24 protein-coding genes and 1 pseudogene are annotated in these 26110 nt (G+C 69.9%); 9 read left to right on the top strand and 16 right to left on the bottom strand.

The genetic code is table 11. The annotated features are described in order from the left end of the window. On the top strand, window positions 1-3339 hold a 3339-nt coding region (locus tag ACFV2X_RS52790; protein WP_385630824.1), incomplete at its 5' end, for a type I polyketide synthase. 61 nt (window positions 3340-3400) lie between these two features. On the opposite strand, the gene ACFV2X_RS52785 is transcribed toward ACFV2X_RS52790, so the two are convergent. The 5 genes from ACFV2X_RS52785 to ACFV2X_RS52765 all read right to left on the bottom strand — a co-directional run bounded on the left by ACFV2X_RS52785 (window position 3401) and on the right by ACFV2X_RS52765 (window position 8913). Then, a complete protein-coding gene (locus ACFV2X_RS52785; protein WP_385630821.1) occupies window positions 3401-4537 on the bottom strand; it encodes a mandelate racemase/muconate lactonizing enzyme family protein in 1137 nt (378 codons plus the stop codon). Beyond that, window positions 4534-5505 carry a dihydrodipicolinate synthase family protein gene (locus ACFV2X_RS52780; protein ID WP_385630818.1) on the bottom strand — a complete coding sequence of 324 codons (972 nt, stop codon included), beginning with the start codon at window positions 5503-5505 and terminating at the stop codon, window positions 4534-4536. The genes ACFV2X_RS52785 and ACFV2X_RS52780 overlap by 4 nt, the downstream gene beginning before the upstream one ends. Beyond that, window positions 5502-6803 carry an MFS transporter gene (locus ACFV2X_RS52775; protein WP_385630815.1) on the bottom strand — a complete coding sequence of 434 codons (1302 nt, stop codon included), beginning with the start codon at window positions 6801-6803 and terminating at the stop codon, window positions 5502-5504. The genes ACFV2X_RS52780 and ACFV2X_RS52775 overlap by 4 nt, the downstream gene beginning before the upstream one ends. A gap of 439 nt (window positions 6804-7242) precedes the next feature. Then, window positions 7243-8406, bottom strand: a complete 1164-nt coding sequence (locus ACFV2X_RS52770; protein WP_385630813.1) for a DUF2235 domain-containing protein — start codon at window positions 8404-8406, stop codon at window positions 7243-7245. Between the two features lie 315 nt (window positions 8407-8721). After that, window positions 8722-8913: a hypothetical protein gene (locus tag ACFV2X_RS52765; protein ID WP_385630810.1), complete on the bottom strand. Its 192-nt coding sequence runs from the start codon at window positions 8911-8913 to the stop codon at window positions 8722-8724. 107 nt (window positions 8914-9020) lie between these two features. Here ACFV2X_RS52765 and ACFV2X_RS52760 point away from each other — a divergent pair, with 107 nt between their 5' ends. Further along, window positions 9021-9146 (top strand): hypothetical protein, encoded by a 126-nt coding sequence (locus ACFV2X_RS52760; RefSeq protein WP_385630807.1) that lies wholly within the window; start codon window positions 9021-9023, stop codon window positions 9144-9146. Beyond that, window positions 9130-9270: a hypothetical protein gene (locus ACFV2X_RS52755; RefSeq protein WP_385630805.1), complete on the top strand. Its 141-nt coding sequence runs from the start codon at window positions 9130-9132 to the stop codon at window positions 9268-9270. The genes ACFV2X_RS52760 and ACFV2X_RS52755 overlap by 17 nt, the downstream gene beginning before the upstream one ends. A gap of 97 nt (window positions 9271-9367) precedes the next feature. Here ACFV2X_RS52755 and ACFV2X_RS52750 read toward each other — a convergent pair whose 3' ends face one another. Then, window positions 9368-10600, bottom strand: a complete 1233-nt coding sequence (locus ACFV2X_RS52750) for a right-handed parallel beta-helix repeat-containing protein (protein ID WP_385630803.1) — start codon at window positions 10598-10600, stop codon at window positions 9368-9370. A gap of 313 nt (window positions 10601-10913) precedes the next feature. Between ACFV2X_RS52750 and ACFV2X_RS52745 the strand changes: the two genes are divergently transcribed. Further along, window positions 10914-11351 (top strand): Fur family transcriptional regulator, encoded by a 438-nt coding sequence (locus ACFV2X_RS52745; protein WP_385630801.1) that lies wholly within the window; start codon window positions 10914-10916, stop codon window positions 11349-11351. Between the two features lie 33 nt (window positions 11352-11384). After that, window positions 11385-13607: a catalase/peroxidase HPI gene (gene katG / locus ACFV2X_RS52740; protein ID WP_385630799.1), complete on the top strand. Its 2223-nt coding sequence runs from the start codon at window positions 11385-11387 to the stop codon at window positions 13605-13607. Between the two features lie 97 nt (window positions 13608-13704). Here katG and ACFV2X_RS52735 read toward each other — a convergent pair. Continuing rightward, a pseudogene (locus ACFV2X_RS52735) lies at window positions 13705-14016 on the bottom strand (Lrp/AsnC family transcriptional regulator); the annotation flags it as partial. A gap of 50 nt (window positions 14017-14066) precedes the next feature. Here ACFV2X_RS52735 and ACFV2X_RS52730 point away from each other — a divergent pair. Next, a complete protein-coding gene (locus ACFV2X_RS52730) occupies window positions 14067-14591 on the top strand; it encodes a LysE family translocator (RefSeq protein WP_385630797.1) in 525 nt (174 codons plus the stop codon). Between the two features lie 5 nt (window positions 14592-14596). Here the strand turns inward: ACFV2X_RS52730 and ACFV2X_RS52725 are convergent, their stop codons facing one another. From ACFV2X_RS52725 to ACFV2X_RS52700, 6 genes are all read right to left on the bottom strand, one after another. Next, the gene (locus tag ACFV2X_RS52725; protein WP_385630794.1) at window positions 14597-15007 is read right to left on the bottom strand and encodes a VOC family protein; all 411 of its coding nucleotides are present in this window, start codon (window positions 15005-15007) and stop codon (window positions 14597-14599) included. A gap of 110 nt (window positions 15008-15117) precedes the next feature. After that, entirely contained in the window at window positions 15118-15714 is a 597-nt protein-coding gene (locus ACFV2X_RS52720) for an ATP/GTP-binding protein (protein ID WP_385630791.1), read from the bottom strand. Continuing rightward, entirely contained in the window at window positions 15695-16069 is a 375-nt protein-coding gene (locus ACFV2X_RS52715) for a DUF742 domain-containing protein (RefSeq protein WP_014174563.1), read from the bottom strand. Before ACFV2X_RS52715 ends, ACFV2X_RS52720 begins: the two co-directional genes overlap by 20 nt. A gap of 11 nt (window positions 16070-16080) precedes the next feature. Beyond that, entirely contained in the window at window positions 16081-16467 is a 387-nt protein-coding gene (locus ACFV2X_RS52710; protein WP_385630787.1) for a roadblock/LC7 domain-containing protein, read from the bottom strand. A 35-nt stretch (window positions 16468-16502) separates the two neighbouring features. Then, window positions 16503-18764 (bottom strand): nitrate- and nitrite sensing domain-containing protein, encoded by a 2262-nt coding sequence (locus ACFV2X_RS52705; protein WP_385630785.1) that lies wholly within the window; start codon window positions 18762-18764, stop codon window positions 16503-16505. Window positions 18765-19159: 395 nt separating this feature from the next. Further along, complete coding sequence (locus ACFV2X_RS52700) at window positions 19160-20188, bottom strand: helix-turn-helix domain-containing protein (RefSeq protein WP_385630782.1); 1029 nt, start codon at window positions 20186-20188, stop codon at window positions 19160-19162. A 166-nt stretch (window positions 20189-20354) separates the two neighbouring features. Between ACFV2X_RS52700 and ACFV2X_RS52695 the strand changes: the two genes are divergently transcribed. After that, the gene (locus ACFV2X_RS52695; RefSeq protein ID WP_385630779.1) at window positions 20355-21788 is read left to right on the top strand and encodes an NAD(P)/FAD-dependent oxidoreductase; all 1434 of its coding nucleotides are present in this window, start codon (window positions 20355-20357) and stop codon (window positions 21786-21788) included. Here the strand turns inward: ACFV2X_RS52695 and ACFV2X_RS52690 are convergent. After that, entirely contained in the window at window positions 21760-23220 is a 1461-nt protein-coding gene (locus ACFV2X_RS52690) for a hypothetical protein (RefSeq protein WP_385630777.1), read from the bottom strand. The genes ACFV2X_RS52695 and ACFV2X_RS52690 overlap by 29 nt on opposite strands. 54 nt (window positions 23221-23274) lie before the next feature. Here ACFV2X_RS52690 and ACFV2X_RS52685 point away from each other — a divergent pair, with 54 nt between their 5' ends. Beyond that, window positions 23275-24510, top strand: coding sequence for a molybdopterin-dependent oxidoreductase (locus ACFV2X_RS52685; protein WP_385630775.1), 1236 nt, complete (start codon window positions 23275-23277; stop codon window positions 24508-24510). Between the two features lie 11 nt (window positions 24511-24521). Next, complete coding sequence (locus tag ACFV2X_RS52680) at window positions 24522-24983, top strand: hypothetical protein (protein ID WP_385630773.1); 462 nt, start codon at window positions 24522-24524, stop codon at window positions 24981-24983. A gap of 22 nt (window positions 24984-25005) precedes the next feature. Here the strand turns inward: ACFV2X_RS52680 and ACFV2X_RS52675 are convergent, their stop codons facing one another. After that, window positions 25006-25623, bottom strand: a complete 618-nt coding sequence (locus ACFV2X_RS52675; protein ID WP_385630770.1) for a DUF2064 domain-containing protein — start codon at window positions 25621-25623, stop codon at window positions 25006-25008. Further along, a partial coding sequence (locus tag ACFV2X_RS52670) for a glycosyltransferase family 2 protein (RefSeq protein WP_385630767.1) occupies window positions 25620-26110 on the bottom strand: 491 nt, incomplete at its 5' end. The genes ACFV2X_RS52670 and ACFV2X_RS52675, both read right to left, overlap by 4 nt.

Raw genomic sequence — 26110 nt, 5'->3', positions numbered from 1 at the left:
CGGGTGTCGCATGCGTTCCACTCCCCGTTGATGGACCCGATGCTGGACGAGTTCCGCACCGTGGCCGAAGGGCTGTCCTACCGGCCCCCGGCCATTCCGGTGGTGTCCACACTCACGGGCGGGCCCGCCAAGGGCACGGATCTGTGCTCAGCCGACTACTGGGTCGAGCATGTGCGGGCGACCGTACGGTTCTCCGACGCCGTGGCGGTGTTGGGCGACGCCGGGGTGCGCAGGTTCCTCGAGCTCGGGCCGGACGGGGCGCTGTCGGCGCCGGCGGCCGAAAGCCTTGCGGACGAGCCCCTGCTGGTGCCGGTGCTGCGCAAGGACCGAGGGGAGGAGCGGTCCGCGCTGACGGCCATGGCTCGGATGTTCGCGAACGGTGCGGAGGTGCGCTGGGCAGCCCTGTTCCCGGGGGCCCGCCGAGTGCCACTCCCCACCTACGCCTTCCAGCACGAGCGGTTCTGGCCGACGGGTACGGTGAGCCGTGCCGGCGATGTGCGCGCGGCGGGGCTGGGGGACGCGCATCATCCGCTGCTGGGAGCGTCCGTCGAACTGGCCGACAGTCAGCGGGCGTTGTTCACCAGCCGCCTCTCCGTGGGATCCCATACGTGGCTGGCAGATCACGTCGTGATGGGCCGGGTGGTGGTGCCGGGTACGGCGCTGCTGGAGCTGACGCTCCGGGCCGGGGACGAGGTCGGCTGCGACCGAGTGGAGGAGTTGACGCTGGCGGCGCCGCTCGTCCTGCCCGAACAGGGTGCCGTACAACTGCAACTCGCCGTCCACGAGGCCGATGACTCCGGCCGCCGCCCCGTCAGGGTCCACTCCCGGCCGGACGGCATGGCGCGGGAGTGGACCCTGCACGCCAGTGGTGTGCTGGCGGAGGGCGAGCCGACAGCGACCGCGAAACCGCTGGCGGTGTGGCCGCCGGAGAGCGCTGAGCACATCGATGTGAGCGATTGCTATGACCGCTTCGCGGACATCGGCTTCGACTACGGGCCGCTGTTCCAGGGGCTGCGGGCCGCCTGGCGGCGCGGCGATGAACTCTTCGCCGAGGTCGCCCTCCCGGAACGGGTCGAGGCCGACGCCGCGGCCTACGGACTCCACCCCGCGCTGCTCGACGCCGTCCTGCACACCGCTCTCCTCGCCGGGCTCGACAAAGCGGACGGGGGTGGCGGGGACGACGGTGCGGCCGGTACGGGCGCCAGGGCGAGTCTGCCGTTCAGCTGGGAGGGCGTCGCACTGCACGCCTCCGGCGCGTCGGCGCTCCGTGTCAGGCTGTCCCCGGCGGGCGACAGCGCCATGTCGATCACGCTGGCCGACACGGCAGGCGGCCCGGTCGGCTCCATCGATTCGCTCGTCGTACGGCCGGTGTCCGCCGACCAACTCGGCGCCGCGGACACGAGTGATACGGACGCGCTGTTCCAGGTGGACTGGACGCCGGTCTCGCCGTTGCCGACCGCCGTCGACGCCCCGGACGCCACCACCGTGGTGCTGGGCTCCGAGCAGTCCTGGCTGGCCGAGGCGCTGCGGGCCGCCGGGACGCCCGTGGAGGTGTGTGCTGACATCGCCGGGGTGACATCGCCACCGACGGGAGCCGACGCACCAGAGGTCGTGCTGGCTCCGGTCGGGGACGGCACTCCCGAAGACCCGGCCATCCCCGAAGACCCGGTGCGCTCCGCGCACCAGGCGGCGACCTGGGCCCTGCACCTCGCCCAATCGTGGCTTGCGGACGACGGCGCGGCCGCCTCGCGCCTTGTGTTCGTCACGCGTGGCGCGACGACGGGCGAGGACCTGGCCGCCGCGTCCCTATGGGGCCTGGTCCGCTCGGCGCAGACGGAGCACCCCGGCCGGTTCGGCCTGGTGAACCTCGACAACACGGATGCCTCCGTGGCCGCGCTGCGACAGGCCGTCGCCTCCGGCGAGCCGCAGTCGGATCTCCGCGCCGGCGCGCTCACCGTTCCGCGGCTGGTGCGTGCGTCCACCGCCGCGGCGGACCCGGACACGTCGGCCGTGGTGTGGGATCCCGAGGGGACGGTCCTGGTCACCGGCGGTACGGGCGGGCTGGGGCGTGAGGTGGCGCGCCATCTGGTGACGGAGCACGGTGTGCGCAACCTGATCCTGGCCAGCCGCAGCGGCCCGGACGCCGACGGAGTCGGCGAACTCGTCGCGGAACTCGCCCGGCACGGTGCGGACGCACAAGCCGTGGCATGCGATGTCGCGGACCGCGATGCCGTGGCGGACCTGCTGGCGGGGGTGGCGCCGGACCGTCCGGTGCGGGCGGTGGTGCACACGGCGGGGGTACTGGACGACGGTGTGCTGGAGTCGCTGTCGCCGGAGCGCGTGGCCGCCGTGCTGCGGCCGAAGGCCGACGCGGCATGGGTGCTGCACGAGGCGGCGCATGAGCTGGACCTGACGGCGTTTGTCCTCTTCTCCTCGGTGGCCGGTGTGTTCGGCGCCGCCGGTCAGGCCAACTACGCGGCGGGCAACGCGTTCCTGGACGCGCTGGCCGAGCATCGGCGTACGGCCGGTCTGCCCGCGGTGTCGCTCGTATGGGGGCCGTGGACGCAGACCGAAGGGATGACCAGCACGCTGACCGAGGCGGACCTGGCGCGGCTCGCTCGGTCGGGTATGCCTCCGCTGCCGATCGAGGAAGGGCTGACGCTGTTCGACGCGGCCTTGGCGACCGGGGCGGCGGCCGTCGTTCCGGTCCGGCTGGACCTGCCCGCCTGGCGCGCCCAGGGCGAGGTCCCCGCTCTACTGCGTGACCTGATCAGGACGAGGACCCGGCGAGCGGCCGGAGTCGGCGCAGGAACCGGGGCCTCGCCGGCCGACCGGCTCATCGGCCTCAGCGATGCCGAAAGGGCGGAAGCCGTCCGCGAACTGGTCAGTGCGCAGGCAGCCGATGTGCTGGGCCATGCGGGGGCGGACGCCATCGAGCCGACCCGCGAGTTCAAGACCCTGGGCTTCGACTCGCTCACCGCGATAGAACTGCGCAACCGACTCAACGCCGCCACCGGGCTCCGGCTGCCCGCCACCTTGATCTTCGACTATCCGACGCCGGACGCACTGGCCGACCACATACGCGGGCAACTGGTCCCGGAGGAGGCGGGGCCGATGTCCATCCTGGCCGAGCTGGACCGTCTGGAGCTCGCCTTCGCGCAGGTGTCGGTCGACCCGGAGCTGCACGAGCGGGTGGCGGGGCGTCTGGAGGTGCTGCGCAGCCGATGGGGGGCCCTGCAAGGGGACCCGGACCAGAAGGCCGACCACGAGTTCGACTTCGACGCCGCGACCGACAGCGAGGTATTCGAGATGCTGGACAACGAGCTCGGGCTGTCCTGAGCCTGTGCCGCTCGATGGGCCGTGCACGAACCGAAACGCTCGCGCACGGCCCGGCAATCATTCACATCCACGCTGTCGAACCATCGGGGCGTACCGGCACCTTCCGTTTCCAGCTGACCCAGTCGTCAGCCTTGAGCGCGGCCTCGTTGATCTCGATGCCCCACCCGGGGCGGTCCGGGCGCAGCTCGAGGTGTCCATCGACGGGGAGATAGGGGTCAGGGCACCACGACACGTCGTCCGACTTGTACTCGAGGATGCCGAAGTTGGTTGTCGCGGCTGCGAAGTGCACGTTCGCCGCCGTCGCGAGTGGACCGAGCGGGTTGTGCGGGGCGACCGGGACGTAGTGAGCATCGGCGATGGTGGCTATCTTGACCATCTGGGTGAGGCCGCCGACGACGCAGATGTCCGGTTGCACGATGTCGGCTCCGCCCGCGCTGAGCAGCGCCAGGAACTCATGGGGGGTGTACAGGGACTCCCCGGTCGCCAGCGGCACCGCGATTTCGGACCGGATCCTTCCCCAGGCGGGGATGTGCTCGGGTCGTATGGGCTCCTCGAGGAAGAGCGGCTGGTTGGGGGCGAGCGCGGCGCCGAGGTCGCCCGCCTGCCGTGGCTCCCACAGACACGCGTGCGCGTCGAACGCGAAATCCCACTCGGCTGGGTGGCTGTCGCGGACCTCGCCGAAGTATGCGCCCAGCTCGCGGACCATGAGCCCGAACCGGGTCCGGTGCGGCTGGGTCCGGTAGGGGCTCAGCTTGAACGCCGTGACGCCGAACCGGTCGTGCAACGCCGCCGTGGTCTCGGTCAGTTCCCCGATGTCCGGCGCGGAGTACAGGCCGGCGTAGACACGCACCCGGTCTCGTACCGCACCGCCCAGCAACTGGTAGACCGGAACCCCCAGGGCCTTGGCCGCGATGTCCCACAGCGCGTGGTCGATGGCGGCGATGGCGGCCAGGCCCAGGGCCCCCTGAGGGAAGCGGCTGGACTGCAGGAGGAACTGGTTGATCCGGCTCGGGGACCGGGCGTCCATGCCCTTGATCTGGTCGAACAGATAGTCGAGCAGAGGCGGGTAAGCCAGGTCGGGGCCGTGGTTGTACACCTCCGACCACCCGTCGACCCCGTCCTCCGTGGTGATCTTGACCAGGACTCTGGGGCGGTCGCCCACCCGCTGCCGGAAGGTCTGCAGCGATTCGATCCTCATGCCGCACGCTCTCCGGCCACTTCGGCCACCCCGGTTTCCCCCGCCGCCTCGGGCACAGCGGAGCGCCACGGCGCCATGGACGCGGTGACCTCGCGGGCGAGCGCATCCGGCAGGGGGTAGCTGGGCGGACGGACCTCGCGTCGGCACAGACCGAGCTGGTGCATGGCCTCCTTCACCACCGACACGTTGTTGGCCGAGCCATCGCGGGCCCGTAGCTCTTCGAAGTGGCGGATCCGTGCCCAGACTCGTCCGGCGGCACCGTAGTCTCCGCGCCGGAGGGCCGTGAGCAGTTCCAGGGACACGGCCGGGGCGAGGTTGACCAGGCCGGAGGTGAAGGCCCGTGCCCCCGCCTGCCAGTAGGCCGGGGCGTACGACTCCGCCAGGCCGGCGATCCACAGCAGCCCCTCCGGTGCCTGCGCCTTCGTGGTGGCGAACACGACCGGATCGGGGGCGGAGTACTTCAGTCCGACCACGTTCGGCACCCGTTCCACCAGGCGTGTGATGTGGGTGCCGGTGACGGCGCGATGGGTGAGGTAGGGCAACACCCCGATATCGGGCACCGCCGCCGCGACCCTCGCGTTGTACTCGACCCAGCCGTCCGCCGCCAGGTAGGGCAGGACGGGTTGGTGCACCATGATGGCGTCCGCTCCCGAGTCGCGGGCGAAGCGGGCGTCGGCGATGGCCGTCTCCAGGTCGAGCCCCACTCCGGCGACGATGGTCGTGGCGCTCTCGCGAGCCGAGAGAACACAGGTCAGAACCTGTCGGCGTTCATCCGGGGAGAGGGCGTAGAACTCACCGGTATTGCCGTTGGGCGTCAGCGCGGTCACACCGTTGCGGATCAGGCGTTCCGTCAGCGCGACGGTCAGATCGCGGTCGACCGCACCATCCTCGTCGTACGGAACGACGGGGATCCCGACGACCGTGGAGAGTCGCTCGACCAGGCGGGCGGCGTTCAGCGGGGCGTTCACGAGGTGGTCCTTTCGCGGTTTTCTGCAGGCTCCACAGGAAGGTCCTGCTGAAGAGTGACGGGCTTGACGCGCACCCAGAACAGATAGATCGCCGCGCTGATCAGACAGCTCGCCGCCGCCCCGAGCAAGGGGCCCACATAGGACCCGTTGCTCGAGGCCAGGAACAGCCCGATGGCGATGGGGCTGAGGAGGTTGCCCACTTGGGAGCCGAAGTTCTGGAAGCCGGCCACCGCACCGACGCACTCCGATGAGCGCGCCACTTCCGCGGGCAGGCTCAGGATCGCGGCGCCGGCGAACGAATGGGCGGCGCTGCTGACGGTGAGCACGATCATCAACACCAGGTTGCTCTCGATGAACGGGGCGAAGCCGATGCAGGCGCTGAGGCCGAGCCCGGACACGATCGGAATTTTCCGGGCCAGGTTGGGAGAGCGTCCGGACGCCAGCAGCCGGTCGGACACGATGCCACCGAGCACGGTGGACCCGATCGCGATGAGGGACGGAATCCAGCCCACCATGCCGAAATCCGCCTCGGAGAATCCGCGATCGTCGAGCAGATAGCTGGGGTACCAGGTCAGGAAGAACGCTCCGGCGAGTGAGCGGAATACATAGCCGATGGTCAGCGCCCACACCTGGGGGTCGCTCAGCAAATCCCGCCACGGCACTTCGGTACCGCCCGATGCGGTGGTGGCGGTGGCGCCCCGATCGGACCGAATGTGTGCCAGTTCGGCCGCGGACACGCGGGGATGCTCCTCGGGGTCGCGGTAGACGGCTGCCCAACCCACCAGCCACAGCAGCCCGGCGACACCGATCACGACGAACGACAGGCGCCAGCCGCCGAAGAGGGTCAATGCCGTCACCACTGGGATCGACAGCGTTGTGCCGATCTGCTGGCCCATGTCGAACAGGCTTGACGCGAAGGCCCGTTCCTTGCGCGGAAACCACCGCGAGACCACCTTGATGTTCGCAGGCTGTACCGGCGCCTCACCGATGCCCAGACCGAGCCGGAACACAATGACCGAACCGATGCCCCGTGCGAAGGCCATCAGCGCCGTCCAGATCGACCACCAGCCGACCGCGATGGGGTAGATGACTCTCGGTCCGAAGCGATCGAGCAGCCACCCGGAGGGAATCTGGAACAGCGCGTACGTCCAGAAGAACGCCGACAGCATCACGCCCTGCATGGCAGAGCTGATGTGGAACTCCTTCGACATGTGGGGCATCGCCACGCTCAGCGCGGCCCGATCGAGATAGGCGATTGTCAGGCCGAGCGCCGAGAATCCGACGATCGTCCAGCGCATGCTGCTGCGTTGCCGAGAAGGTGATCTCCCGGTTTTGGACATGGGCACGCTGAAAAGGGGCACCATTGCTCCCGGAGTTGGGTAGGCTCCCCTAAGAGGGAGCACTGGAACTCTCTGTCGCGGCCCGGGATCTTGGCGGTGAACGGGCCGCATCTCTCTTTGCCGGTGAATGAGCGGCGTCAGTGAATGAGCGGCTGCGACCGCCTTCTGACCGCACGCAGCTGAGGCGACGCACAATCGGGCATACGGGTCATAGGGTCCCCAATCTCTGTAAAGTTGGCCTCGTATATGACGTACGATGTGCGACGCGATGAAGGTAGGAGTGCCCCAAGAGATTCGTCAACGCTTTTGACAAAATTCCGCCCTTGACGGGCCGTCGGGCGGCGACCAGGCGGGTTCAAGCTGCCGTACGGGGACACTGACCTGCGTGTTCGGCTGCCTACGAATCGCCGGGGGGCTGCGCTGCCGAGGACGTCGGCTCGAGGCGCACCGGCTCAAGGCGCTCTCTCTCCGGCTGGGCCAGGTACTTGACGAGCTGTGGCGGCCGGTAGCCGGGGTCCTCGTCGTAGCGCTCCCTCGCGGTGGTGGCCAGATACTCACATCCGTTGGCGGGTCCGCCCTCGCCCGTGGCTTCGCCGATGGGCCGATGGCAAGGCCTGGCCAATCGGTAAAGCCCTTCCCGGGAGACGTGCGGAGGGGCCATCGGATCGGGCACGACCTTGAAGTCGACGCTCTCGCCGGGGGTTATCCGGCTGGGGCCGTCCGGGCTGATGGCCCCGGGCTGGAACTCCAGGCCGTATTCCCGGGCCCGGTCGACCATCCACAGGAAAGTGATGTCGGACAGGGATGTCTCGGTGTATCCGCCGCCGATGTCGCAGTGCACCCCGGTGAACCACACCTGCTTCAACTCCTGCCCGTCGGTGCCGGGTTGCTGGTGCCAGAGTGTCGGCTCGAACGCGGATCGCTGCTCGTCAATGGCCAGCGCGTGAAAAGCGCCGTCGACCCGGGTGCTGAGCTTGGTGTCGTGGAATTCCCAGCGGTGGTTCAGCCGCCTTATGACGGGCTTGAGCCAGCGCGGTCCGAGAGCCGGGACGCCGAGGGCACCGACGGTATCCCACACCCCGATGAAACGGATCCGCGGGTCGTGCGAGTACGCCCGGCGGAACAGGCTGGCCGCGACACCGGTCGGCCGGTCGGCCGAGCTGCGGTACAGGGCCCACGCCTCGCCGATCCGGTGAGCGTTCTCCCGGCGCAGGATGCCGCAGTTGCGCACGATACCGGCGGTGCTGCGGGCGGTGAACGCACCCCTGCTGAAGCCGAAGAAGTACACGAAGTCGCCGGGTTCGTAGTTGTCCACGAGGAAGCGATAGGCATCCAATACGTTGCCGGACAGCCCGGCACCGAACGCGCCGCCGCGCAGACGGTCCCAGCGGCTGGTACCCACGCCGCGGTGGTAGTAGACGCACTGCCGGTTCCCGGCCGTGTCCTCGGCGGCCACGGCCAGGGCGAGTTTGGTGACGTTGGTCGGGCAGGGAAGCCTGTCTTCGACCTGATCGGCCGTATTCCAGGTGCCGTCGCAGCACACGATGAGACGTTTGGGCATGACAGCCATCCTCCCGTACGCGATGATCCACAGGAACGCCGCCCGGGACAATCAGGCTTCCTCCGCGACCTGTTCGCCTCCGTCATCCTGGAGGTCAGTCCCCCCGAACTGGACCGACCGCCGTCTCCCGGCCGCCCTCGCGGTGCTCTCCGCCTGCGGCGGCGGGGTGTCCTCGTCGTCGCCTGCGGCGCCGGGGTGTCCTCGTCGTCCAATGGCCGACTTGGCGGCCGGGCCGGGCTTGATCTCGCCGCCGCCTCGGCCGTGATCGCGCCCGAGGAAGGGGTCGCCCACCTGTGCGGTGGGCGACGCCGAGGGCTATTTCTCCAAGGAGAAGTTGAAGGTCGACGTGATCAACACCGATGGCTCGGTGGCCGCGATCCAGGCCGTCACGCCGGTCTGGACGCGGTCAAGGACATCGGGCTGTTGCCGGTCGCCGCGGGCGCGCAGGCCCTGTACGCCCTGGAAGGCGGCAAGGTCGATGCGCCCGCGCTCTATACGCAGGCGCACACCACGAGAAGACGGACGTGCTGAGACCTATCTGCGCGCCACGTACAAGGCGCTGCTCCTCTCCGCCGTCAGCCCCGAGGCCGCCTTGCGCGACGGCTACGGACACGGTGGCCGAGATCCGTCCGCTGCTCGCACGGATGTGCCGGGAGACGCTGTTCTGCGGCGAGGTGGGCGCCGCGCTTTTGATGAAACTGGCGGTCAATGTGTCTGTGCACCATGCCGGCCGGGCTTGAAGCAGCGAGCTTTACGGCGGACCTCGGAAGCGGCCGGCTCGACATGGTGTCGGTCATCGAGGCCATCGAGGCGCGCACCGACGCGCTCGGCCAGTCGTCCGGCGTGCTGGCGGCAACGCGCTGACCTCGTCCGCGAGAGCGCCGGTGTCCGCCCCGGGCCCGGCGCCCGCCACCCGGCCCGGCTTCGGCGAGCCGAGCCGGGTGGCGGAGGCACCTGGCCGCTATCCGCCGAAGGACACGGAGAGCTTCCCGTCCGAGGCGAAGGACCACTTCAGCGCGCCGCCGTACGACGAGCACCGAGAGCCGTTCGTACCGGACCAGAACTGGTTCGAGGCGTCGGCATCGCCGATGGTGCGGTCCTTCGTCCCACTGCCACTGCGGCACGACACATTGTCCCGGAACACCGAAGTGCCCCCGTCGAAGGAGAAGTTGCGCTCGGCGTTGTCGATGCCGATGTTGCTCGACACCGACATATGCCCCGGGTTGCTGTTGTAGGTGAAACCGTGCTTGCCGTTGCGGTAGGCGATGCTGCGCCTGATGACGTGGTCGACGGCGATGTCCGAGCCGCCGAGTTTGAAGCCGTTGCGGTCACCCTTCGAGGCCTGGGAGCCGTCCGTGAGGGTGCCGTTGTTCAGGGCGAGGGAGTCCTCGATGGTCACCGGGCCGATGGCGCCGGTGTCCGTCTTGGTGTAGAGGTCCCAACCGTCGTCGATGTTGTTGTGCGACACGTCGTACCGGAAGACGTTCCCGGAGCCGACCGTGAGCTTCGCGGCGAAGCCGTCGGCGTCCTCGCCGTCGGAGTCGGCGTTGTCATGCGACTCCGAGCTCACGATGAGGTTGTTCGCCGGCCACTGGTCGCGGGGGGTGCTGGAGGCGATGCGGGAGATCTGGAGCCCAGTGTCGCGGTTGAAGCGCGTCACCGTGCGTTCTATGACGTTGTTGCTGCCACCGACGAAGATCCCGTTGTCGCCCGCGCGCTCGACGGTGATGTTGGAGACGCGCCAGAACGACCCGTTGACGGCGAGCCCGCGGTTGGCCGGGTCCTCGCTCATGGCCGAGAAGTTCAGCACCGGCTTCTCGCCGGGGTAGGCGGACAGCTTCTTGGGAGCGCTCGAGGTGCCGTCGTTGCCCGGTGCGATGGTGACCGTCTGCGAGAGGTTGTACGCCCCGCCGCGCATATAGATGGTGCCACCGGGGGTGATGCGGGTGATCGCCGAGGCGAGCGTCGTCGGAGAGGACTCCGTGCCGGGGGCGCCGGCGCTGCCGTTCGCCGACACGTACAGATCGCCGGCGGCGAGGGGCGCGGCATATGAGACGGATGGCGGGACCGCGAGCAGACCCGCCGTCGCGAATACCGCCACCGCCGCGGCGGCGAGGGCGCCACGTGTGCGGCGTACGTCGGCGGCCGCGGGGGCCTTCTGCTGTGAGGCAGGGGAAATCCGGGTGTGCTTCATGGCGCTGGGACCTCCTGTTGTGGGGGGCTGCCGTGGGGGGCGGCACGCAGCTCATGAGAGCGGTTACTGATCGCTGCCTGTCCTAGGAGGGGCAGTATGGAGCGCGTCTTTACAGGTGATGGCCGTCACGCACAGGGCAAATTAGCAAGCGCTTGCCAACGCGTCAACGGCATCTGCGCCGCACCTTCCAGGCCGCCACTCGCACCGCGTGTCACACCACGACAAGGCAAACGTTGCCTGACCCGCGCCACCACTAAACTTGAATCATTCGTTTTCCTGTACAGGTCGTGTTTATGGAGGTAGCTTTGGCCGCATGACCGCATCCCAGAGCCCGGCCCCCGCCGAGGAGCTGCGCGGTGCCGGCCTGCGAGTGACGGCCGCCCGTGTCGCGCTGCTCGAAACCGTCCGATACGGCGACCACCTCGATGTCGAGGCGATCGCCTCCCGAGTGCGCGATCGCGTGGGTCACATCTCCCTGCAGGCTGTGTATGACGCCCTTCACGCGCTCACCGCGGCGGGGCTCATACGCCGGATCGAGCCGGCAGGCAGCCCGGCTCGGTTCGAGGGACGTGTCGGGGACAACCACCACCACGTCGTATGCCGGTCGTGCGGTGCCGTCGCCGACGTCGACTGCGCGGTCGGCGAGATCCCCTGTCTGACCGCGTCCGACGACCACGGCTTCTCGATCGAGGAGGCCGAGGTCATCTACTGGGGCCTGTGTCCCGGCTGTTCCACCGCCCGCAGTTCTTGAACACCATGATCCGCCCAGTTCGGAAGGATTCCCATGTCAGAGAACCATGACGCTATCGCCGCAGACGCGCAGACGGAGGGCGGTGGCGGCTGCCCGGTCGCACACGGGCGCGCCTTGCACCCGACCCAGGGCGGTGGGAACCGCCAGTGGTGGCCGGAGAAGCTCAACCTGAAGATTCTTGCCAAGAACCCCGCCGTGGCGAACCCGCTCGGTGAGGAGTTCGACTACGCCGAGGCGTTCAAGAGCCTCGACCTCCCTGCCGTGAAGCAGGACATCGCCGAGGTGCTGACGGACTCGAAGGACTGGTGGCCGGCCGACTTCGGTCACTACGGCCCGTTCATGATCCGTATGGCCTGGCACAGCGCGGGCACCTACCGCATCAGCGACGGCCGCGGCGGCGCCGGCGCCGGTCAGCAGCGGTTCGCCCCGCTGAACAGCTGGCCGGACAACGGCAACCTCGACAAGGCCCGCCGTCTGCTGTGGCCGGTCAAGAAGAAGTACGGCCAGAGCCTGTCCTGGGCCGACCTCATGGTCCTCGCCGGCAACGTCGCCCTGGAGTCCATGGGCTTCGAGACCTTCGGCTTCGCCGGTGGCCGCGCGGACGTATGGGAGTCCGAGGAGGACGTGTACTGGGGTCCCGAGAAGGTCTGGCTCGACGACCAGCGCTACTCCGGCGACCGTGAGCTGGAGAACCCGCTCGGCGCGGTCCAGATGGGCCTCATCTACGTCAACCCGGAGGGCCCGAACGGCAACCCGGACCCGATCGCCGCGGCCCGCGACATCCGTGAGACGTTCCGCCGCATGGCGATGAACGACGAGGAGACCGTCGCCCTGATCGCCGGTGGTCACACCTTCGGCAAGACCCACGGCGCCGGCCCGGCTACGAGCGTCGGCCCCGAGCCCGAGGCCGCCCCGATCGAGCAGCAGGGCCTGGGCTGGAAGAGCACCTACGGCACCGGCAAGGGCGGCGACGCGATCACCAGTGGCCTGGAGGTCACCTGGACCAGCACGCCGGCCCAGTGGAGCCACGGCTTCTTCAAGAACCTGTTCGAGTACGACTACGAGCTGGAGCAGAGCCCGGCCGGCGCCAACCAGTGGGTCGCCAAGGACGGGGCCGGCGCGGGCACCATCCCGGACGCCCATGACTCGTCGAAGAGCCACGCGCCGCGGATGCTGACGACGGACCTCTCGCTCCGGTTCGACCCGATCTACGAGCAGATCTCGCGTCGCTTCTACGAGAACCCCGCCGAGTTCGCGGATGCCTTCGCCCGCGCCTGGTACAAGCTGACCCACCGCGACCTGGGCCCGAAGTCGCTGTACCTCGGCCCGGAGGTCCCGGAGGAGACCCTGCTGTGGCAGGACCCGCTGCCCGCGGCCGAGGGCGAGGCCATCGACGCCGCCGACGTCGCGGCGCTCAAGGCCAAGCTGCTCGACTCGGGCCTCACGGTCTCGCAGCTGGTGTCCACCGCGTGGGCGTCGGCCTCGACCTTCCGCGCCAGCGACAAGCGCGGCGGTGCCAATGGTGCCCGTATCCGTCTGCAGCCGCAGAGCGGCTGGGAGGTCAACGAGCCGGAGAAGCTGCCGCAGGTGCTGCGTGTCCTCGAGGGCATCCAGCAGGAGTTCAACTCCGGCGCCAAGAAGGTCTCCCTGGCCGACCTGATCATCCTCGGCGGCGCCGCCGCCGTGGAGAAGGCCGCAAAGGACGGCGGGTACGACGTCGAGGTGCCCTTCACCCCGGGTCGTGTGGACGCGACGGATGAGCACACCGACGCGGAGTCCTTCGCCGCGCTGGAGCCCACCGCTGACGGTTTCCGTAACTACGTGGGCAAGGGCAACCGCCTGCCGGCCGAGTACCTGCTGCTCGACAGGGCGAACCTGCTGAGCCTGAGCGCGCCCGAGATGACCGTCCTCGTCGGCGGCCTGCGCGTCCTGGGCGCGAACTACCAGCAGACGCAGCTCGGTGTCCTCACTGACGCCCCGGGCAAGCTGACGAACGACTTCTTCGTCAACCTGCTCGACCTGGGCACGACGTGGCGGGCGGTCTCGGAGGACCAGCACACCTTCGAGGGCCGCGACGACGCCACCGGCGACGTCAAGTGGACCGGCACCCGCGCCGACCTCGTCTTCGGCTCGAACTCCGAGCTGCGCGCGCTCGCGGAGGTCTACGCGGGCGATGACGCGAAGGAGAAGTTCGTGACCGACTTCGTCGCGGCGTGGGCCAAGGTGATGGACCTCGACCGATTCGACCTCGTCTGAGTCGATCGCGTCTGGTTCATGCCTGACGTATGACGTCCAGGTCGGCCCGCAGCGGCCGACCTGGACGTTCTCGTTTGATCCCGCGCTGGACGTGTTCTCACAGCGGCAGCGGACGGTTCTCGACGACGCTCTTCATGACGAGGGTGGAACTGGGGCGCTGGACACCGGGGAGGGTGGCGAGGCGGTCGTCGTAGAGCTTCTGGAAGGCGGCCAGGTCGCGGGTGACGACGCGCAGCAGGTAGTCGGGGTCGCCGAAGAGGCGCTGGGCCTGCATGACATGCGGGATGTCCACGACGGCCTGTTCGAAGGCGGCGACGGTGTCGCGGTCCTCGTAGCGCATGGTCACGAACACGAGCGCTTCGAAGGTCAGGCCGAGGACATCGGCGTCGTGCTGCGCGCGGTAGCCGCTGGGCGTACGCGATCTCGGCCGGGCTGCGCGACCGTACGGTGCTGCCCGCGGTGGGTGGGCTGCTGGCCGGGTACGTGGCGCTGACCGCGGTGGTTGTCGGGGGAGTGGCGACGGTGGTGGCTCGGTCGCCGCTGGTGCTGACCGTGCTGACGGCGGTGGGCGCGGCGTATCTCGTATGGCTGGGCATAGCCACCCTGGCCCGGCCTTCCGCTCCGACGGCGGGTGCGGAGGCAAGCGCCGGCTCGTGGCTGCGGCGGGCGGTGAAAGGCGCGGGGATCAGCGGTCTCAACCCGAAGGCGCTGTTGCTGTTCCTGGCGCTGCTGCCACAGTTCATCGCCCAGGGGGCGACCTGGCCGGTCGCGGCGCAGATCGCCCTCCTGGGCTTGGTGCACACGGCCAACTGCGCCGCGGTCTACACGGGAGTGGGCACGGCGGCACGGGCGGTGCTGCGGACCCGCCCGGCGGCGGCGCGGGCGGTGATCCGCTGCTCAGGCGCCGCGATGGTGGCCATCGGGGCGCTGCTGCCGGTGGAGCGGCTGCTCAGCTGGGGGTCGGTTCGGCTGAGCGTCGGCTGAGCGCTTCAGGACTTCCGCTCGCAGAACCGGATGTTGTTGCCGAAGGGGTCGCGAAGGCCGCAGTCGATTCCGTACGGGCGGTCGGTGGGCTCCTCGGTGAACTCGACGCCCCGGGCCAGCAGCGTCTCGTAGGTCTTGCGGCAGTTGTCCGTGCTGAAGAAGAGCGTGCCGGCCGTCGCGCCCTTGGTCACCAGCTCGCGGACCTGCTCTGCCGTCTCCTCGGACATCGACGGAGGGCCCGGCTTCTCCAGCAGGATCTCGCGCTCCGGGTGCCCGGGGACGCAGACGGTCAGCCAGCGCATGAAGCCCAGCGGGATGTCGGCGCAGACCTCCAGTTCGAGCTTACCGACGTAGAAGTCGAGGGCCTCGTCCTGGTCGAGGACGTAGATGGTCGAGTGCGTGATGGCATTGAACATGCGCATCACGCTACTCGGCCGGACGGACGGAAACTTATCCAAAACTGCTCAGGATGCCCGCCCCCACTCCTCAGTCGTCACCGACGCCCCAGTCGTCACCGACGCGCTCGTCAGCGAACGGCCGCCATCCGGCTCGCCATCGCGTGTTCGAGCAAGGTGACGAGGACGAGTTTGCTGGACTCGCGGGAGCGCGCGTCACACATCACCACCGGTACGTGCGCGTCGAGATCGAGCGCATAGCGGACGTCTTCGACGTCGTAGTCGCACGCGCCGTCGAAGCGGTTGACCGCGACGACGAACGATGTGCCGCGGTGCTCGAAGTAGTCGACGGCGGGGAAGGAGTCCTCAATTCTTCGTGTGTCGGCCAGCACGATGGCTCCGAGCGCGCCGAGGGCCAGCTCGTCCCACATGAACCAGAAGCGGTTCTGCCCGGGTGTGCCGAAGAGGTACAACACCAGGTCCTGGCTGATCGTGATCCGGCCGAAGTCCATGGCCACGGTCGTGGTGGTCTTCCCCTCCACCCCGCTGAGATCGTCCACGCCCTCGCTCGTCTGCGTGATCACCTCCTCGGTCTGCAGCGGGGAGATCTCGCTGACGGCGCCGACCATGGTGGTCTTCCCGGCGCCGAACCCGCCGGCGATCAGGATCTTGACCGCCGTCGGGAGACCGCCGGAGCCGGGATATGGCTCAGAGCCTGCGAATGCCATCGAGTACCGCCTGAAGTACGTGGATTTCCGGAGCCTCCGCCAGCGCGATCGGTGCGCGGGTGTGGATGGCTCCCATGTCGAGTAGGTCTCCGAGCAGGACCTTGGCCACTGTCGCGGGCATGTCCAGCCGAGCGGCAATCTCGGCGACGGAGAGCGGGGCGCCGGTGCACATGCGCAGGATCATGATGTGCTCCGGCTCGAGACCGTGGCGTGCCGTGTCGGTGTTCGTGGCGATGATCAGGGTGATCAGATTGAACTCGTCCCGAGTGGGCCGGGTCCGGCCGCCGGTTCTGGCGAACGAGCGCACGATGGGGCCTGCGTCCACGTCCCACCATGATTCCTCCGGTTCGGACATGGGTCCTCACCTCAGAAGGGCGACGGCGAAACGGCTGCCGCCTGTCGTGGCGCCGCGGCGAGGTATTCACCGACACGCTTGACGATCAGGTTCATCTCGTAGGCGACGAGACCGACGTCGATATCGGCCTCACCGAGGATGGCGAGGCAGGCACCTCGTCCCGCACCGGTCACGAACAGAAAACAGCTCTCCAGCTCGACGATCGTCTGCCGCACGGGCCCTCCGCCGAAGCGTCGTCCGACGCCACCGGCCAGGCTCTGGAAACCCGAGGCGACAGCCGACATGTGTTCGGCGTCCTCACGGCCGAGATCACGTGAGTTGGCGATCACCAGCCCGTCGGCCGACAACACGAGGACATGCCTGGTCCGGGGGACCCGCCGGACGAGGTCGTCCAGCATCCAGTGGAGGTCGTTGGCTTGTTTCGGCATCTGTGTCATCGCGGGTCCCACTGCCCTTCGCCGGCCGGCCAGTGCCCGGCCGTATCGTCTTGTCCGCTGCCCCGTTCCTGCTGCTGCTCCGCGTCGGCACGCCCCCGGTACGACTGGCGCTGGTACATCGCCATCATCCGGCCGGCGTCCTCGGCCGACCGCTCCGCGGGCCCCGCTTCGGGCTCCGTGGCCACGGGGTGGAGCAGCTGCGGTTGCATACTCGCCTGACGGACACGGCGAGGCAGTTGTTTCGACCTTCGCTGTGGCCGCTCCGGGCGCCCCGTGTCCGGGGGATCGTTGCGTTTGGGTGTGACGTGGTCGGGCACGTGCGGCTCCTCCCGGCGGGGCGGCGACGTCCCCGGGTGCGGTGCCGCCGTCCCGGCCATCGCCTCGGCGCGGTCGTGGATCGGGGTGTTGGTCTCGGCCTCCGTCACCTCGAGGAGTTCCGGTGGCGCCAGCACGATGGCCGAGGTTCCCCCGTACGGGGAGGGGCGCAGGGTGACCATGATGTTGTGGCGGGCCGCCAGCCGTGCGACGACGAACAGGCCGAGGCGGGTGTCCTGTGTGAAGCCCATGACGTTGAACTCGGGCGCCGCTTTCAGCAGGCGGTTGGCCTCCTCGCGGACATCATCGGCCATGCCGATGCCACGGTCCTCGATCTCGATCCCGAGCCCCTTGGGCACGACCTCGGCGTGGATCTGCACGCTCGTATGCGGCGGGGCGAACGTCGTCGCGTTCTCGACCAGCTCGGACAGCAGGTGCATGATGTCGCCCGCCACCGGACCGGCGAGCATGACCTCGGGAATACCGGCCAGCTTGACCCGGGAGTAGTCCTCGGTCTGCGAGGCCGCCCCACGCAGAATCTCGGCCAACTGCACCGGCTGACGCCAGCGCCGGGACGGTATCGCGCCGCCGAGGATGGACAGGTTTTCGGAGTTGCGCCGCATCCGTGTGGCGAGGTGATCCACCCGGAACAGTTCGGCGAGCAGATCGGGGTCCTCGCTTCCGCGCTCCAGTGTGTCCAGCAGGGCGAGCTGCCGGTGCACAAGACCCTGGCTGCGCTGTGCGAGGTTGAGGAATACGCGGCTGATGCCCTCGCGCGTTTCGGCCTGCTCGATCGCCGCGCGTACGGCGATCCGCTGGGCCGTGGCGAACGCGCCGGCGACCTGCCCGATCTCGTCCGAGCCGTGTCCGACTTCGGGGACGGCCTCGGCGAGCTCGACCTTGTCGCCCTTCTGCAGCCGGGCGATCACTTCGGGCAGTTGCTCATCGGCCAGCCGCAGCGTCGCACCGCGCAGCTCCCGGAGCCGGCGGATCAGCGCCCGGGAGATGAGCACAGAGATCAGCACGGCCAGCGCGATGGCCAGCAGGGCTCCCACACTGGTCACGATCACCGAGGTCATCAGGGTGTCGGCGCGGTCGTTGACGTATCCGACCGCGAAGTCCACCTGGTCCAGGGTGAGCTGCTGCAGGTGCTCCGCCACCTGGAGCATCGACGTCTGCCAGCGCGCGAAACCGATCGGAATCCGGCCGGACTTCATGGCCGACTGCTCCGCGGCGGCCAGCGCTTTCCACTCGGGCCCGGTGGTGACCGCCTGATAGCGCTTGGCCTGTGCTCCGCGCAGCGCCGGCGCCACCACCTTCCACTGCTCCTGCTGCACCCCGGCGAGCCGGTTGAACTGTCGCTGCTCCTCGGCGGACATGCCGTCGGGCGACGACAGTCCCGCGGACAGCACGGCGTTCTGCCGGGCAAGGCCTTCGAGCGCGCGGAACAGGGTCGCGGCGGTCGTGGCCTCGTTGAGCGACTTGGCGTCGTTGGTCAGCCGGGCTTCCGCCTCGAAGTACGACATGCCGGTGGCCAGGGCGCCGGTGTAGAACGTGTAGGCGTCGCCGTGGTTCACCTTGCGTGCGTCGACCTGCTGCCGAAATCCCGGCAGCATCCCGAGGCCCTTGCTGATCTCCGCGAAGATCCGCTTGAGAGCGGGCGGGTTGTTCTTGACCACCGGCGCGGCCGCCTTGCGCATCGCCGCGAGCTTCCGGTCGGTGTCCGCACGCTGCCGCGTCAGCGCCCCCCGGTCCGCTCCGGGCCGGGCCAGGTAGATCATCGACAGTCGGCGCTCCTCCTGAAGCGCCACCATCGCGGTCTCGCTCGTGACCCCTACCCGTTCCACGTCCCGCACGGTCTGCCGCAGATCGAGCGCCTGGTCGAGCCCGTTGGCCGTGTAGGTGCCCCACAGCGCGGCCAGGGCCACACTCGGGACGAGCACCAGGACGAGGACGCGGGTCCGGATCGACCAGGGGCCTCGAAGTCGGCGTGGCCGGAGAAGGGTCCGCCGACGGGCTGCGCGCTGTCGGACCCGGCCCCGTTTCGCGCGTCTACCGGCGTTCGGTGCGGCCTCGCGTCGTGGCGGCGTGGCTTGCGGGGGTGAATCCGAGGGAGGGGCCGCGTCGACGGCATGTGGAGAATCGGACAGCAAGTCGTGTTTTCCCTGCTTGGTGGAGGACCGGAGTATTCGCGGTGACACCCCGTGTGACATCGGCGCCCACGGTGCCGGAACCCGGGGCGCCGCTGTCGACGATTCACGAACACAAACTTGTCAATTCCCGCACGGAGGCAACCGGGAGCGCACGGCCGTCGGTGGGCACCCGGCACGGGGGCCGGTCAAGGGGGCGGAGGGTCTTCCATTGTCCCGGATCGGCGGCTCTGCCCGGTCTGGGACCGACGGTATTCGCTGGGCGTGATGTCGTGGAAATGGCGGAACATGCGCGCGAAGACGGTCGGATTCTCGATGCCGACAGCCCGCGCGATCGCGGCGATGGAGCGCTGCCGCTGCCGGGGGTTCGCCAGGTTTCTGCGAGCCTCCTCCATCCGGGTCCGGCGGATGTACCGGGCCGGTGATGTGCCACTTTCCCGGAAGACGAGCTCGACGTAGCGCACGGACACCCCGAACGCCGCCGCCACCATCTTCGACGACAGATCGGGCTCGGCGAGATGGCGCTGTATGAAGTCCCGCATGCGCAGGAGTTGGGCGTGGTGTCCGAGGAGCCCGTTCACCTCGGCCTGGTCGGTGAGCTCGTCGGACCGCAGTACGGAGAACAGCAACTCTCTTAAGGTGTGCCCCAGTTCAGGCAGCAAGTCCGGCTCGAACCGCGCGCCGCCAGCGCAGATCTCCGCGACCGTGGCCCGCAGGACGCGCAGCACCGGGTTCTCGGCGGCAATACGGCGTCCGATGCGTTCCCCGCTGACCGGCATGACCCGTGCCACATCCGCCCGGGGCAGTGTCAGCACGAGGTGATGGGCGAACTCCTTGGCGCTGAGCTGGAAGGGAGCGGTGCTGTCGAGCAGAACCGCGTCGCCGCGCCGCAGCGGGGACCGTGCGTTGCCGTTGATCGACAAGCTGTTTTCCTGAGCGATCGACAGCAGATAGAAGTCGTCCTGGTTGCCGACCAGCATCCTGGGCGCGCGTACGACCCGCACCGGGTCGGAACCGACGTCGGTCAGGGTGAGAAACCCCAGGTCGAGCTGGCGGGCCCAGCCCGTGTAGTCGGCGCCGTGTCCGGTGCCGCCGAGCGGGATCGCGTCGAGTTCGACCAGGCAGTCGTGCAGCATGCCGCGCCAGGCATCGACGTCGGGCGACATCCCACCGACCCCATTCCGGTCCGGCCGCGAGGACTTGGCAGGCAGGCTCATCGCACGGTCCTTCCTTCGTGAGAGGTGCGGGAGCCAGAAATGTACAGACCGGGTGCGCGGATGGTCGGTTCAGGGCGGGGTTGAAAGTTCACCATGTTCTCCGCCGCTCCCTTCCCGGCGTACGGCCGGGGCGGCAGGTGCGGGAAACCGCACACAGGAGGTGGAGATGCGCAGGGCCGTCGTACTCGGGGGCAGCGTCGCGGGGCTGTTGGCTGCCCGGGTGCTCAGTGATCACGCGGACGAGGTGATCGTTCTCGAACGGGACGACATCGCCCCCTCGGGCGACTTCGGGGGTGGTCAGGGGCCTCGCCCCGGTGTTCCGCAGGGCACCCAGATGCACGCTCTGCTGGACGCGGGCCGCCGGAAGATCGACCACTGGCTGCCCGGATTCGCCACCGAACTCGTCGCCGACGGCGCCGCCCTCGCGGACACCGGGACGGATGTGCACCACTACTTCGAGGGCAGGCTCAAGGTCCTGGTCGACGGCGTGGAGATGATCAGCGCCACGCGGCCCTTCCTGGAGTCGCATCTGCGCCGCAGGGTGTTGGCGCTCGGCAATCTGCGGCTGGTCAACGGTCGGGTGCGCGGGCTGGCCTTCACCGGCGAGCGGGTGAGCGGGGTGCTCTACGTGGACGGGCGGGCAGCCGGGCAACTGACCGGGGACGTGGCCGGAACCGGGGATGTGGCCGGGAGCGCGGCCGATGAGGAGGTGCTGGACGCCGACCTGGTGGTCGACGCGACCGGCCGCGCCAGCCGGATCGGGGCCTGGCTACGGGACGGCGGCTGGCCCGAGCCGCAGACGCGCCGTATGCAGGTGGACCTCGGCTATGCCACCGCGCTGTTCCGCCGGCCGGAAGGATCGGACGGGTCCACTTTGGCACAGTCCCTGGCCACCCTGCCGGACGGCCGACTGCGGCTGGGCACCCTCGGCCGGGTCGAGGGAGATCGGTGGATCGCCCTGGTGGCCGGGTACGCCGACGACCGACCGGGGCGGGAGATGGAGGAGTTCCTGCTCCGCTGCAAGGAGGACCCGGCGGCACCGTTCCGCCGACTGGCCGAGGACGGCGAGCCGATCGGGGAGCCGATCGCCTACCGGCATCCGGACAATCGACGGCGCGACTTCCACCGCCTGGACCGTTTCCCCGCCGGACTCCTCGCGATCGGCGACACCATGGCCTCGTTCAATCCCATCTACGGCCAGGGCATGTCCTCGGCCGCGATACACGCCTCATGCCTGGCGGCCCATCTCGAATCCGGGCAGTCCCCGCGGGACCCTGCGTGGTCGTACTTCAAGCGGGTCCGGGCCGTCGTGGACGACGCGTGGCAGACGTCCGCCGTCAACGACCTGAAGCTGCCGCACGTCACCGGGCCACGGCCACGGGGTTTCAAGGTCGCGTCCCGGATCAGTGACCTCATCGTCCGGGCGTCCGTGACCGATCCGGTGATACACCGACGATTCCTGGACGTGGCACACATGATCTCCCCGGTGAAGACCCTGATGCGCCCCGGCACGGTGTTGCGGGCCGCACGGGCGGTGCGCAAGCAGGACACCCCCGCGGTGGCCACCGCGGTCACCAGCCGGTCAGCAGCAGGTGGTTGAGGAGGAGGGCGAGGGCGGTCTGCGCGGTGAGCCAGGGCCGCGGCCGGGCGAGGAAGGCGCAGGCCGTGAGCAGCCACATGGCGAACGGCAGCCAGATGCGTTCCGTCTCCGCTTTGCTCATCCCGGACAGATCGGCGATGAGCAGGGCGAGCAGGGCCGTGGACACGAGCAGGGTGAGACGGCGTTCGGCGACCGGACGGCCCGGCGGGTCCGGTCGCCGGATGACGGCGCCTTGCCGTCCTGGTGTGACGGCGTCGTGCCGTACGAGGGCGAGCGTGGCGCAGGCGTGGCGCAGCCCCGCCACCGTTGCCAGGCCCGTGATGAGCACGGTGCACGCGAGGTTCGCCCACACCCAGTACCCGTAGGGCCTGATGCCGCCGGCTCCCTGGTAGTAGCGCTCGACCAGCAGACGGTACGCCTCCCACCAGGAGAAACCGGCGAGGGTGAAGAGGAGTGGGACGACGGCGAACCCGGCGAGAAGGAACGGAGGCAACTGGGCCAGATCCCGGCGCCGGACCCGGACCAGCACCAACACGGCTCCCGCGATCAGCGCGATCAGCGTGAGCCCATATGAGAGATAACAGGTCAGCCCGGACAACAGTCCCGCACCGAACGCGAAGGCTCCGGCCCGGGCACCCACCCGCCCCGTCACCGCGAGCGCGAGCAGCGCGACCGACCAGGCCGCGACCGCGGCGAAGTACGCGTCGGCCGATGTCGCCATCCACACCGCGGCGGGCGCCGTGACGAGGAAGGGCGCCGCGCGTCGCGCCAGGTCCTCGTCGGCCAGCGCGCGCACCGTGATCAGAATGGCCACGCAGGTGGTGGCGCCGACGGTGATGCACCAGGCTCCGGCCCAGCCCCCGCCGCCCAGGCCGACGCGGTCGAGCAGCACGAAGGTGAGCGTGGCGGCCGGGGGGTGCCCGGCGATGTGTGCCGGCCAGTGTCCGGGCGAGTCGAGCAGGATGTGGTGGGTGAAGTCGCCCAGGGCGGCTGGGATGTCGTGGAAGCGGTCGATGACCTGGAGGTACTCGTTCCGGGTGGTGAGGCGGGTCGCGACGCCCCGGTGCCAGCCGTCGACCAGGGCGAGCGACCAGGCCCAGGCCAGGGCCGTGCCCCAGGCCGCGGCCAGCAGCGCGCGCCAGGGCAGCCGCGCGGCCAGGGCCGGTCCGTACGCCACCACCGCGACCGCCACCGCCACGGCGGCCGGGGTGCCGGGCCCGAGGTGCGGGTTCCAGGAGGCGAAGAGCGGCGGCCAGCCGACGAACAGGGTGTGGCTGGTGTGCTGGATATGGCGGCCGACCAGCACGGCCGCCACGACGAGGAGCGTGGCGGCCACGGCCGCGCACACATCCCTGAGATGAGCGCGAGTCACAGGGACGACGCTAGGCCGGAGGGCGCCGGACGGGGGCGAGCGCGGCCCGGACGTCAGCATTTCGTCATGCGTCGCAACCCCTTCCCCGGGGCGGTCCCGGCCTACGGTCGGGGCATGGCACGGTCTCCCTTCTCTCCCGCCTCCTGGCGCAGTCCGCTGCGCGGTCCCTGGTTCACCTCGGTGCTCGGCGTCGTCCTGCTGGGCGGGATCACGGTGCTGTTCGTGACGGGGCTGGTCTCGTACGCCGCGTACAACCCCGGTCTGTCGCCGGTGAACGACCAGACCCCGGACAAGGGGATTCTCGGCTTCTACCTCTTCGCCTGGCCGACCCATCCGGTGTGGCTGTACCGGCTCACCCAGGGCGTGCATGTGACGCTCGGCATCACCCTCATTCCCGTCCTGCTGGCCAAGCTGTGGTCGGTCGTGCCGAGGCTGTTCACGCTGCCGCCGGCCCGGTCGGCGGCGCACGCGCTGGAGCGGATCTCGTTGCTGCTGTTGGTCGGGGGCGGGCTGTTCGAGTTCACCACGGGTGTGCTGAACGTCCAGCTCGACTACGTCTTCCCCGGCTCCTTCTACCCGCTGCACTTCTACGGGGCCTGGGTGTTCTTCACCGCGTTCGTCGTGCACGCCGCGCTGAAGGTGCCCGCGGCCGTACGCAACCTGCGCCGTGCCCGGGAGGCAGGCGAAGTGCGGGAGACAGGGGAGTTGGTTGCGCCAAGCCCCGCCGAGCCCACCGTGTCACGGCGGGGCGCCCTCGGTCTGGTGGGCGGCGCTTCCCTGCTCCTGTTCGGGACGACGGCGGGGCAGAGCTTCGACGGGCCGCTGCGGCAGACCGCGGTGCTCGCACCCCGCGGCGGGCCCGAGCCCGGCAGCGGACCGGGCGGCTTCCAGATCAACAAGACGGCCGGCTACGCGGGAATCAGCGCGGCGGAGACGAGTGCGGAGGCGTGGCGGCTGGTGGTCACCGGGCGCACCGGGACCGTCCGGCTGAGCCGGGCCGACCTGCTGCGGCTGCCCCTGCACAGCTCGGCTCTGCCCATCGCCTGTGTGGAGGGGTGGGCGACCTCCGACCAGTGGTGGCGCGGGGTGCGGCTGCGGGACCTCGCGGAACTCGTCGGCCACGGCGATCCGCCCGATGTGCTGGTGGAGTCCCTCCAGCGGCACGGCGCCTTCCGCCGGGCCGCCCTGCGGGCCAACCAGGTGGCGGACCCGCGCTCCCTCCTCGCCTTGCAGGTCAACGGCGAGGACCTGACCCCGGACCACGGCTACCCGGCGCGGGTCATCGTGTCGGCCGCACCCGGGGTGCTCAACACCAAGTGGGTGGCCCGGATGGCGTTCGGAGAACTGTGAAAGGTCCTGTGATGCGTCGTCGGCCCGCCATCGGCAGTCCGTTCACCGTCCTGCTCCTGGTCTGTTCGTTCGCGCTCACCGGGTACGTGGGAGTGCGGCTGCTCGCGGGGGACTGGCTCGGGGTGACGCTGTGGTTCGTGGGCGCCGCCCTCCTCCATGACCTGGTGCTGCTGCCGCTGTACACGGTGGCGGACCGCGCCGTCGTCACCGTGTTCCAGGCGGCCGGCCACCGGGACCTGGTCGGTTACGCACGCGTACCGGCCGCGTTGTCCGGGCTGTTTCTGCTGGTGTGGTTTCCACTGATCAGCGGACAGATGGCGGACCGCTATCGGTCCGTCACCGGGCTTTCCGGCGACCGGTTTCTGGCCCGGTGGCTGCTGATCACGGCCGTCCTCTTCGGCAGCTCGGCACTGCTGCTGGTCCTGCGGCTGCGCAGGGCCGCGAAACAGCGGCCGCCGGCGTCCACTGACTGACGGTGTGCCAACCGGCACGTACTCATCGACGCGTGGCCGCCGTAAGCCGGGCCAGCCGCGCCGCGAACCGGCCGTGCGGCGCCTCGGCGGCGACGGCCCACGCGTCGCGGGCCGTGTCGACGTCGCGCAGGCGGGGCAGATCGCGAACCCGCAGACCTGCGTCGACCAGCCGCTCCCGCTGCAGGGCACCGGTCGCGGCCGTGGACATGGGCACACCGCGCAGCAGGCCGGGATCCGGTTCGGCGAGACCCAGGGCCCAGAAACCGCCGTCCTCGGCGGGGCCGAAGCACGCGTCGCAGTCGGCGAAGTCCACGGTGAGGAGCTCGGGCGTCACCTGGGGTGTGTCCATGCCGATGAGCAGGGCGGGGCCGTCGCATCCGGCGAAGGCGTCGGCGAGCCGCTCGTCCAGCCCGCCCGCACACTGGGGTACGACGTCGAAGCCGGGCGGCAGCCAGGGGCCCGGCGTCCCGTCGAGCACAAGGACACGACGGGACGCGGGGGCCGCCGCCACCGCGCCCAGGGTGTCCGCAAGGGCCGCGCGAGCGAGGGACGCGGCCTCACCGGCGGTGAACGGCGGTGTCAGCCGTGTCTTGACCCACCCGGGCCGCGGCTCTTTGGCGATGACGAGCAGCGTGGTCACCGAGGACCTCCTCCCGGTGCGGCCGGATCGCCGAGGACCCGGCTCATATCGCGCACCGCCTGCCAGGTGCCGCGCCAGGTGCCGGTGACCTTGGAGGCCCCGGTGCGCGGCAGATACGGGACGTCGTGCTCCGCGATGCGCCATCCGGCGTCGGCGGCCCGTACGACCATCTGGAGGGGGTAGCCGCTGCGCCGGTCCGTGAGCCCGAGGCCCAGCAGCGCCTCGCGGCGGGCGGCGCGCAGCGGCCCGAGGTCGCGCAGCCGCAGCCCGGTGCGACGGCGCAGTATCCGCGCGAGCGCGAGATTGCCGGCCCGGGCGTGCACGGGCCAGGCACCCCGGCTCTGCGGGCGGCGTCGGCCGAGCACCAAGTCGGCCTCACCGGCCCGGACCTCGCGGACGAAGGGGACGAGCGAGGAGGGGTCGAGCGAGGCGTCGCAGTCGCAGAAGCACACGATGTCGGTGGTCGCCGCGGTCAGACCGGTGTGAC

It is taken from the genome of Streptomyces sp. NPDC059679 (genome assembly GCF_042734105.1).
Classification (GTDB): domain Bacteria; phylum Actinomycetota; class Actinomycetes; order Streptomycetales; family Streptomycetaceae; genus Streptomyces.
The sequence above is the reverse complement of the archived record's forward strand: the minus strand, read 5'-3'. Positions and strand labels throughout refer to the sequence as shown.

Coding starts and splice junctions, on each gene's coding strand:
- ACFV2X_RS52785 (WP_385630821.1), bottom strand. CDS start 4,537: ATGAGGATCGAATCGCTGCAGACCTTCCGGCAGCGGGTGGGCGACCGC.
- ACFV2X_RS52775 (WP_385630815.1), bottom strand. CDS start 6,803: ATGCGCTGGACGATCGTCGGATTCTCGGCGCTCGGCCTGACAATCGCC.
- ACFV2X_RS52770 (WP_385630813.1), bottom strand. CDS start 8,406: ATGCCCAAACGTCTCATCGTGTGCTGCGACGGCACCTGGAATACGGCC.
- ACFV2X_RS52755 (WP_385630805.1), top strand. CDS start 9,130: ATGCCGGCCGGGCTTGAAGCAGCGAGCTTTACGGCGGACCTCGGAAGC.
- ACFV2X_RS52750 (WP_385630803.1), bottom strand. CDS start 10,600: ATGAAGCACACCCGGATTTCCCCTGCCTCACAGCAGAAGGCCCCCGCG.
- ACFV2X_RS52745 (WP_385630801.1), top strand. CDS start 10,914: ATGACCGCATCCCAGAGCCCGGCCCCCGCCGAGGAGCTGCGCGGTGCC.
- katG (WP_385630799.1), top strand. CDS start 11,385: ATGTCAGAGAACCATGACGCTATCGCCGCAGACGCGCAGACGGAGGGC.
- ACFV2X_RS52725 (WP_385630794.1), bottom strand. CDS start 15,007: ATGTTCAATGCCATCACGCACTCGACCATCTACGTCCTCGACCAGGAC.
- ACFV2X_RS52720 (WP_385630791.1), bottom strand. CDS start 15,714: ATGGCATTCGCAGGCTCTGAGCCATATCCCGGCTCCGGCGGTCTCCCG.
- ACFV2X_RS52715 (WP_014174563.1), bottom strand. CDS start 16,069: ATGTCCGAACCGGAGGAATCATGGTGGGACGTGGACGCAGGCCCCATC.
- ACFV2X_RS52710 (WP_385630787.1), bottom strand. CDS start 16,467: ATGCTGGACGACCTCGTCCGGCGGGTCCCCCGGACCAGGCATGTCCTC.
- ACFV2X_RS52700 (WP_385630782.1), bottom strand. CDS start 20,188: ATGAGCCTGCCTGCCAAGTCCTCGCGGCCGGACCGGAATGGGGTCGGT.
- ACFV2X_RS52695 (WP_385630779.1), top strand. CDS start 20,355: ATGCGCAGGGCCGTCGTACTCGGGGGCAGCGTCGCGGGGCTGTTGGCT.
- ACFV2X_RS52690 (WP_385630777.1), bottom strand. CDS start 23,220: ATGCTGACGTCCGGGCCGCGCTCGCCCCCGTCCGGCGCCCTCCGGCCT.
- ACFV2X_RS52685 (WP_385630775.1), top strand. CDS start 23,275: ATGGCACGGTCTCCCTTCTCTCCCGCCTCCTGGCGCAGTCCGCTGCGC.
- ACFV2X_RS52680 (WP_385630773.1), top strand. CDS start 24,522: ATGCGTCGTCGGCCCGCCATCGGCAGTCCGTTCACCGTCCTGCTCCTG.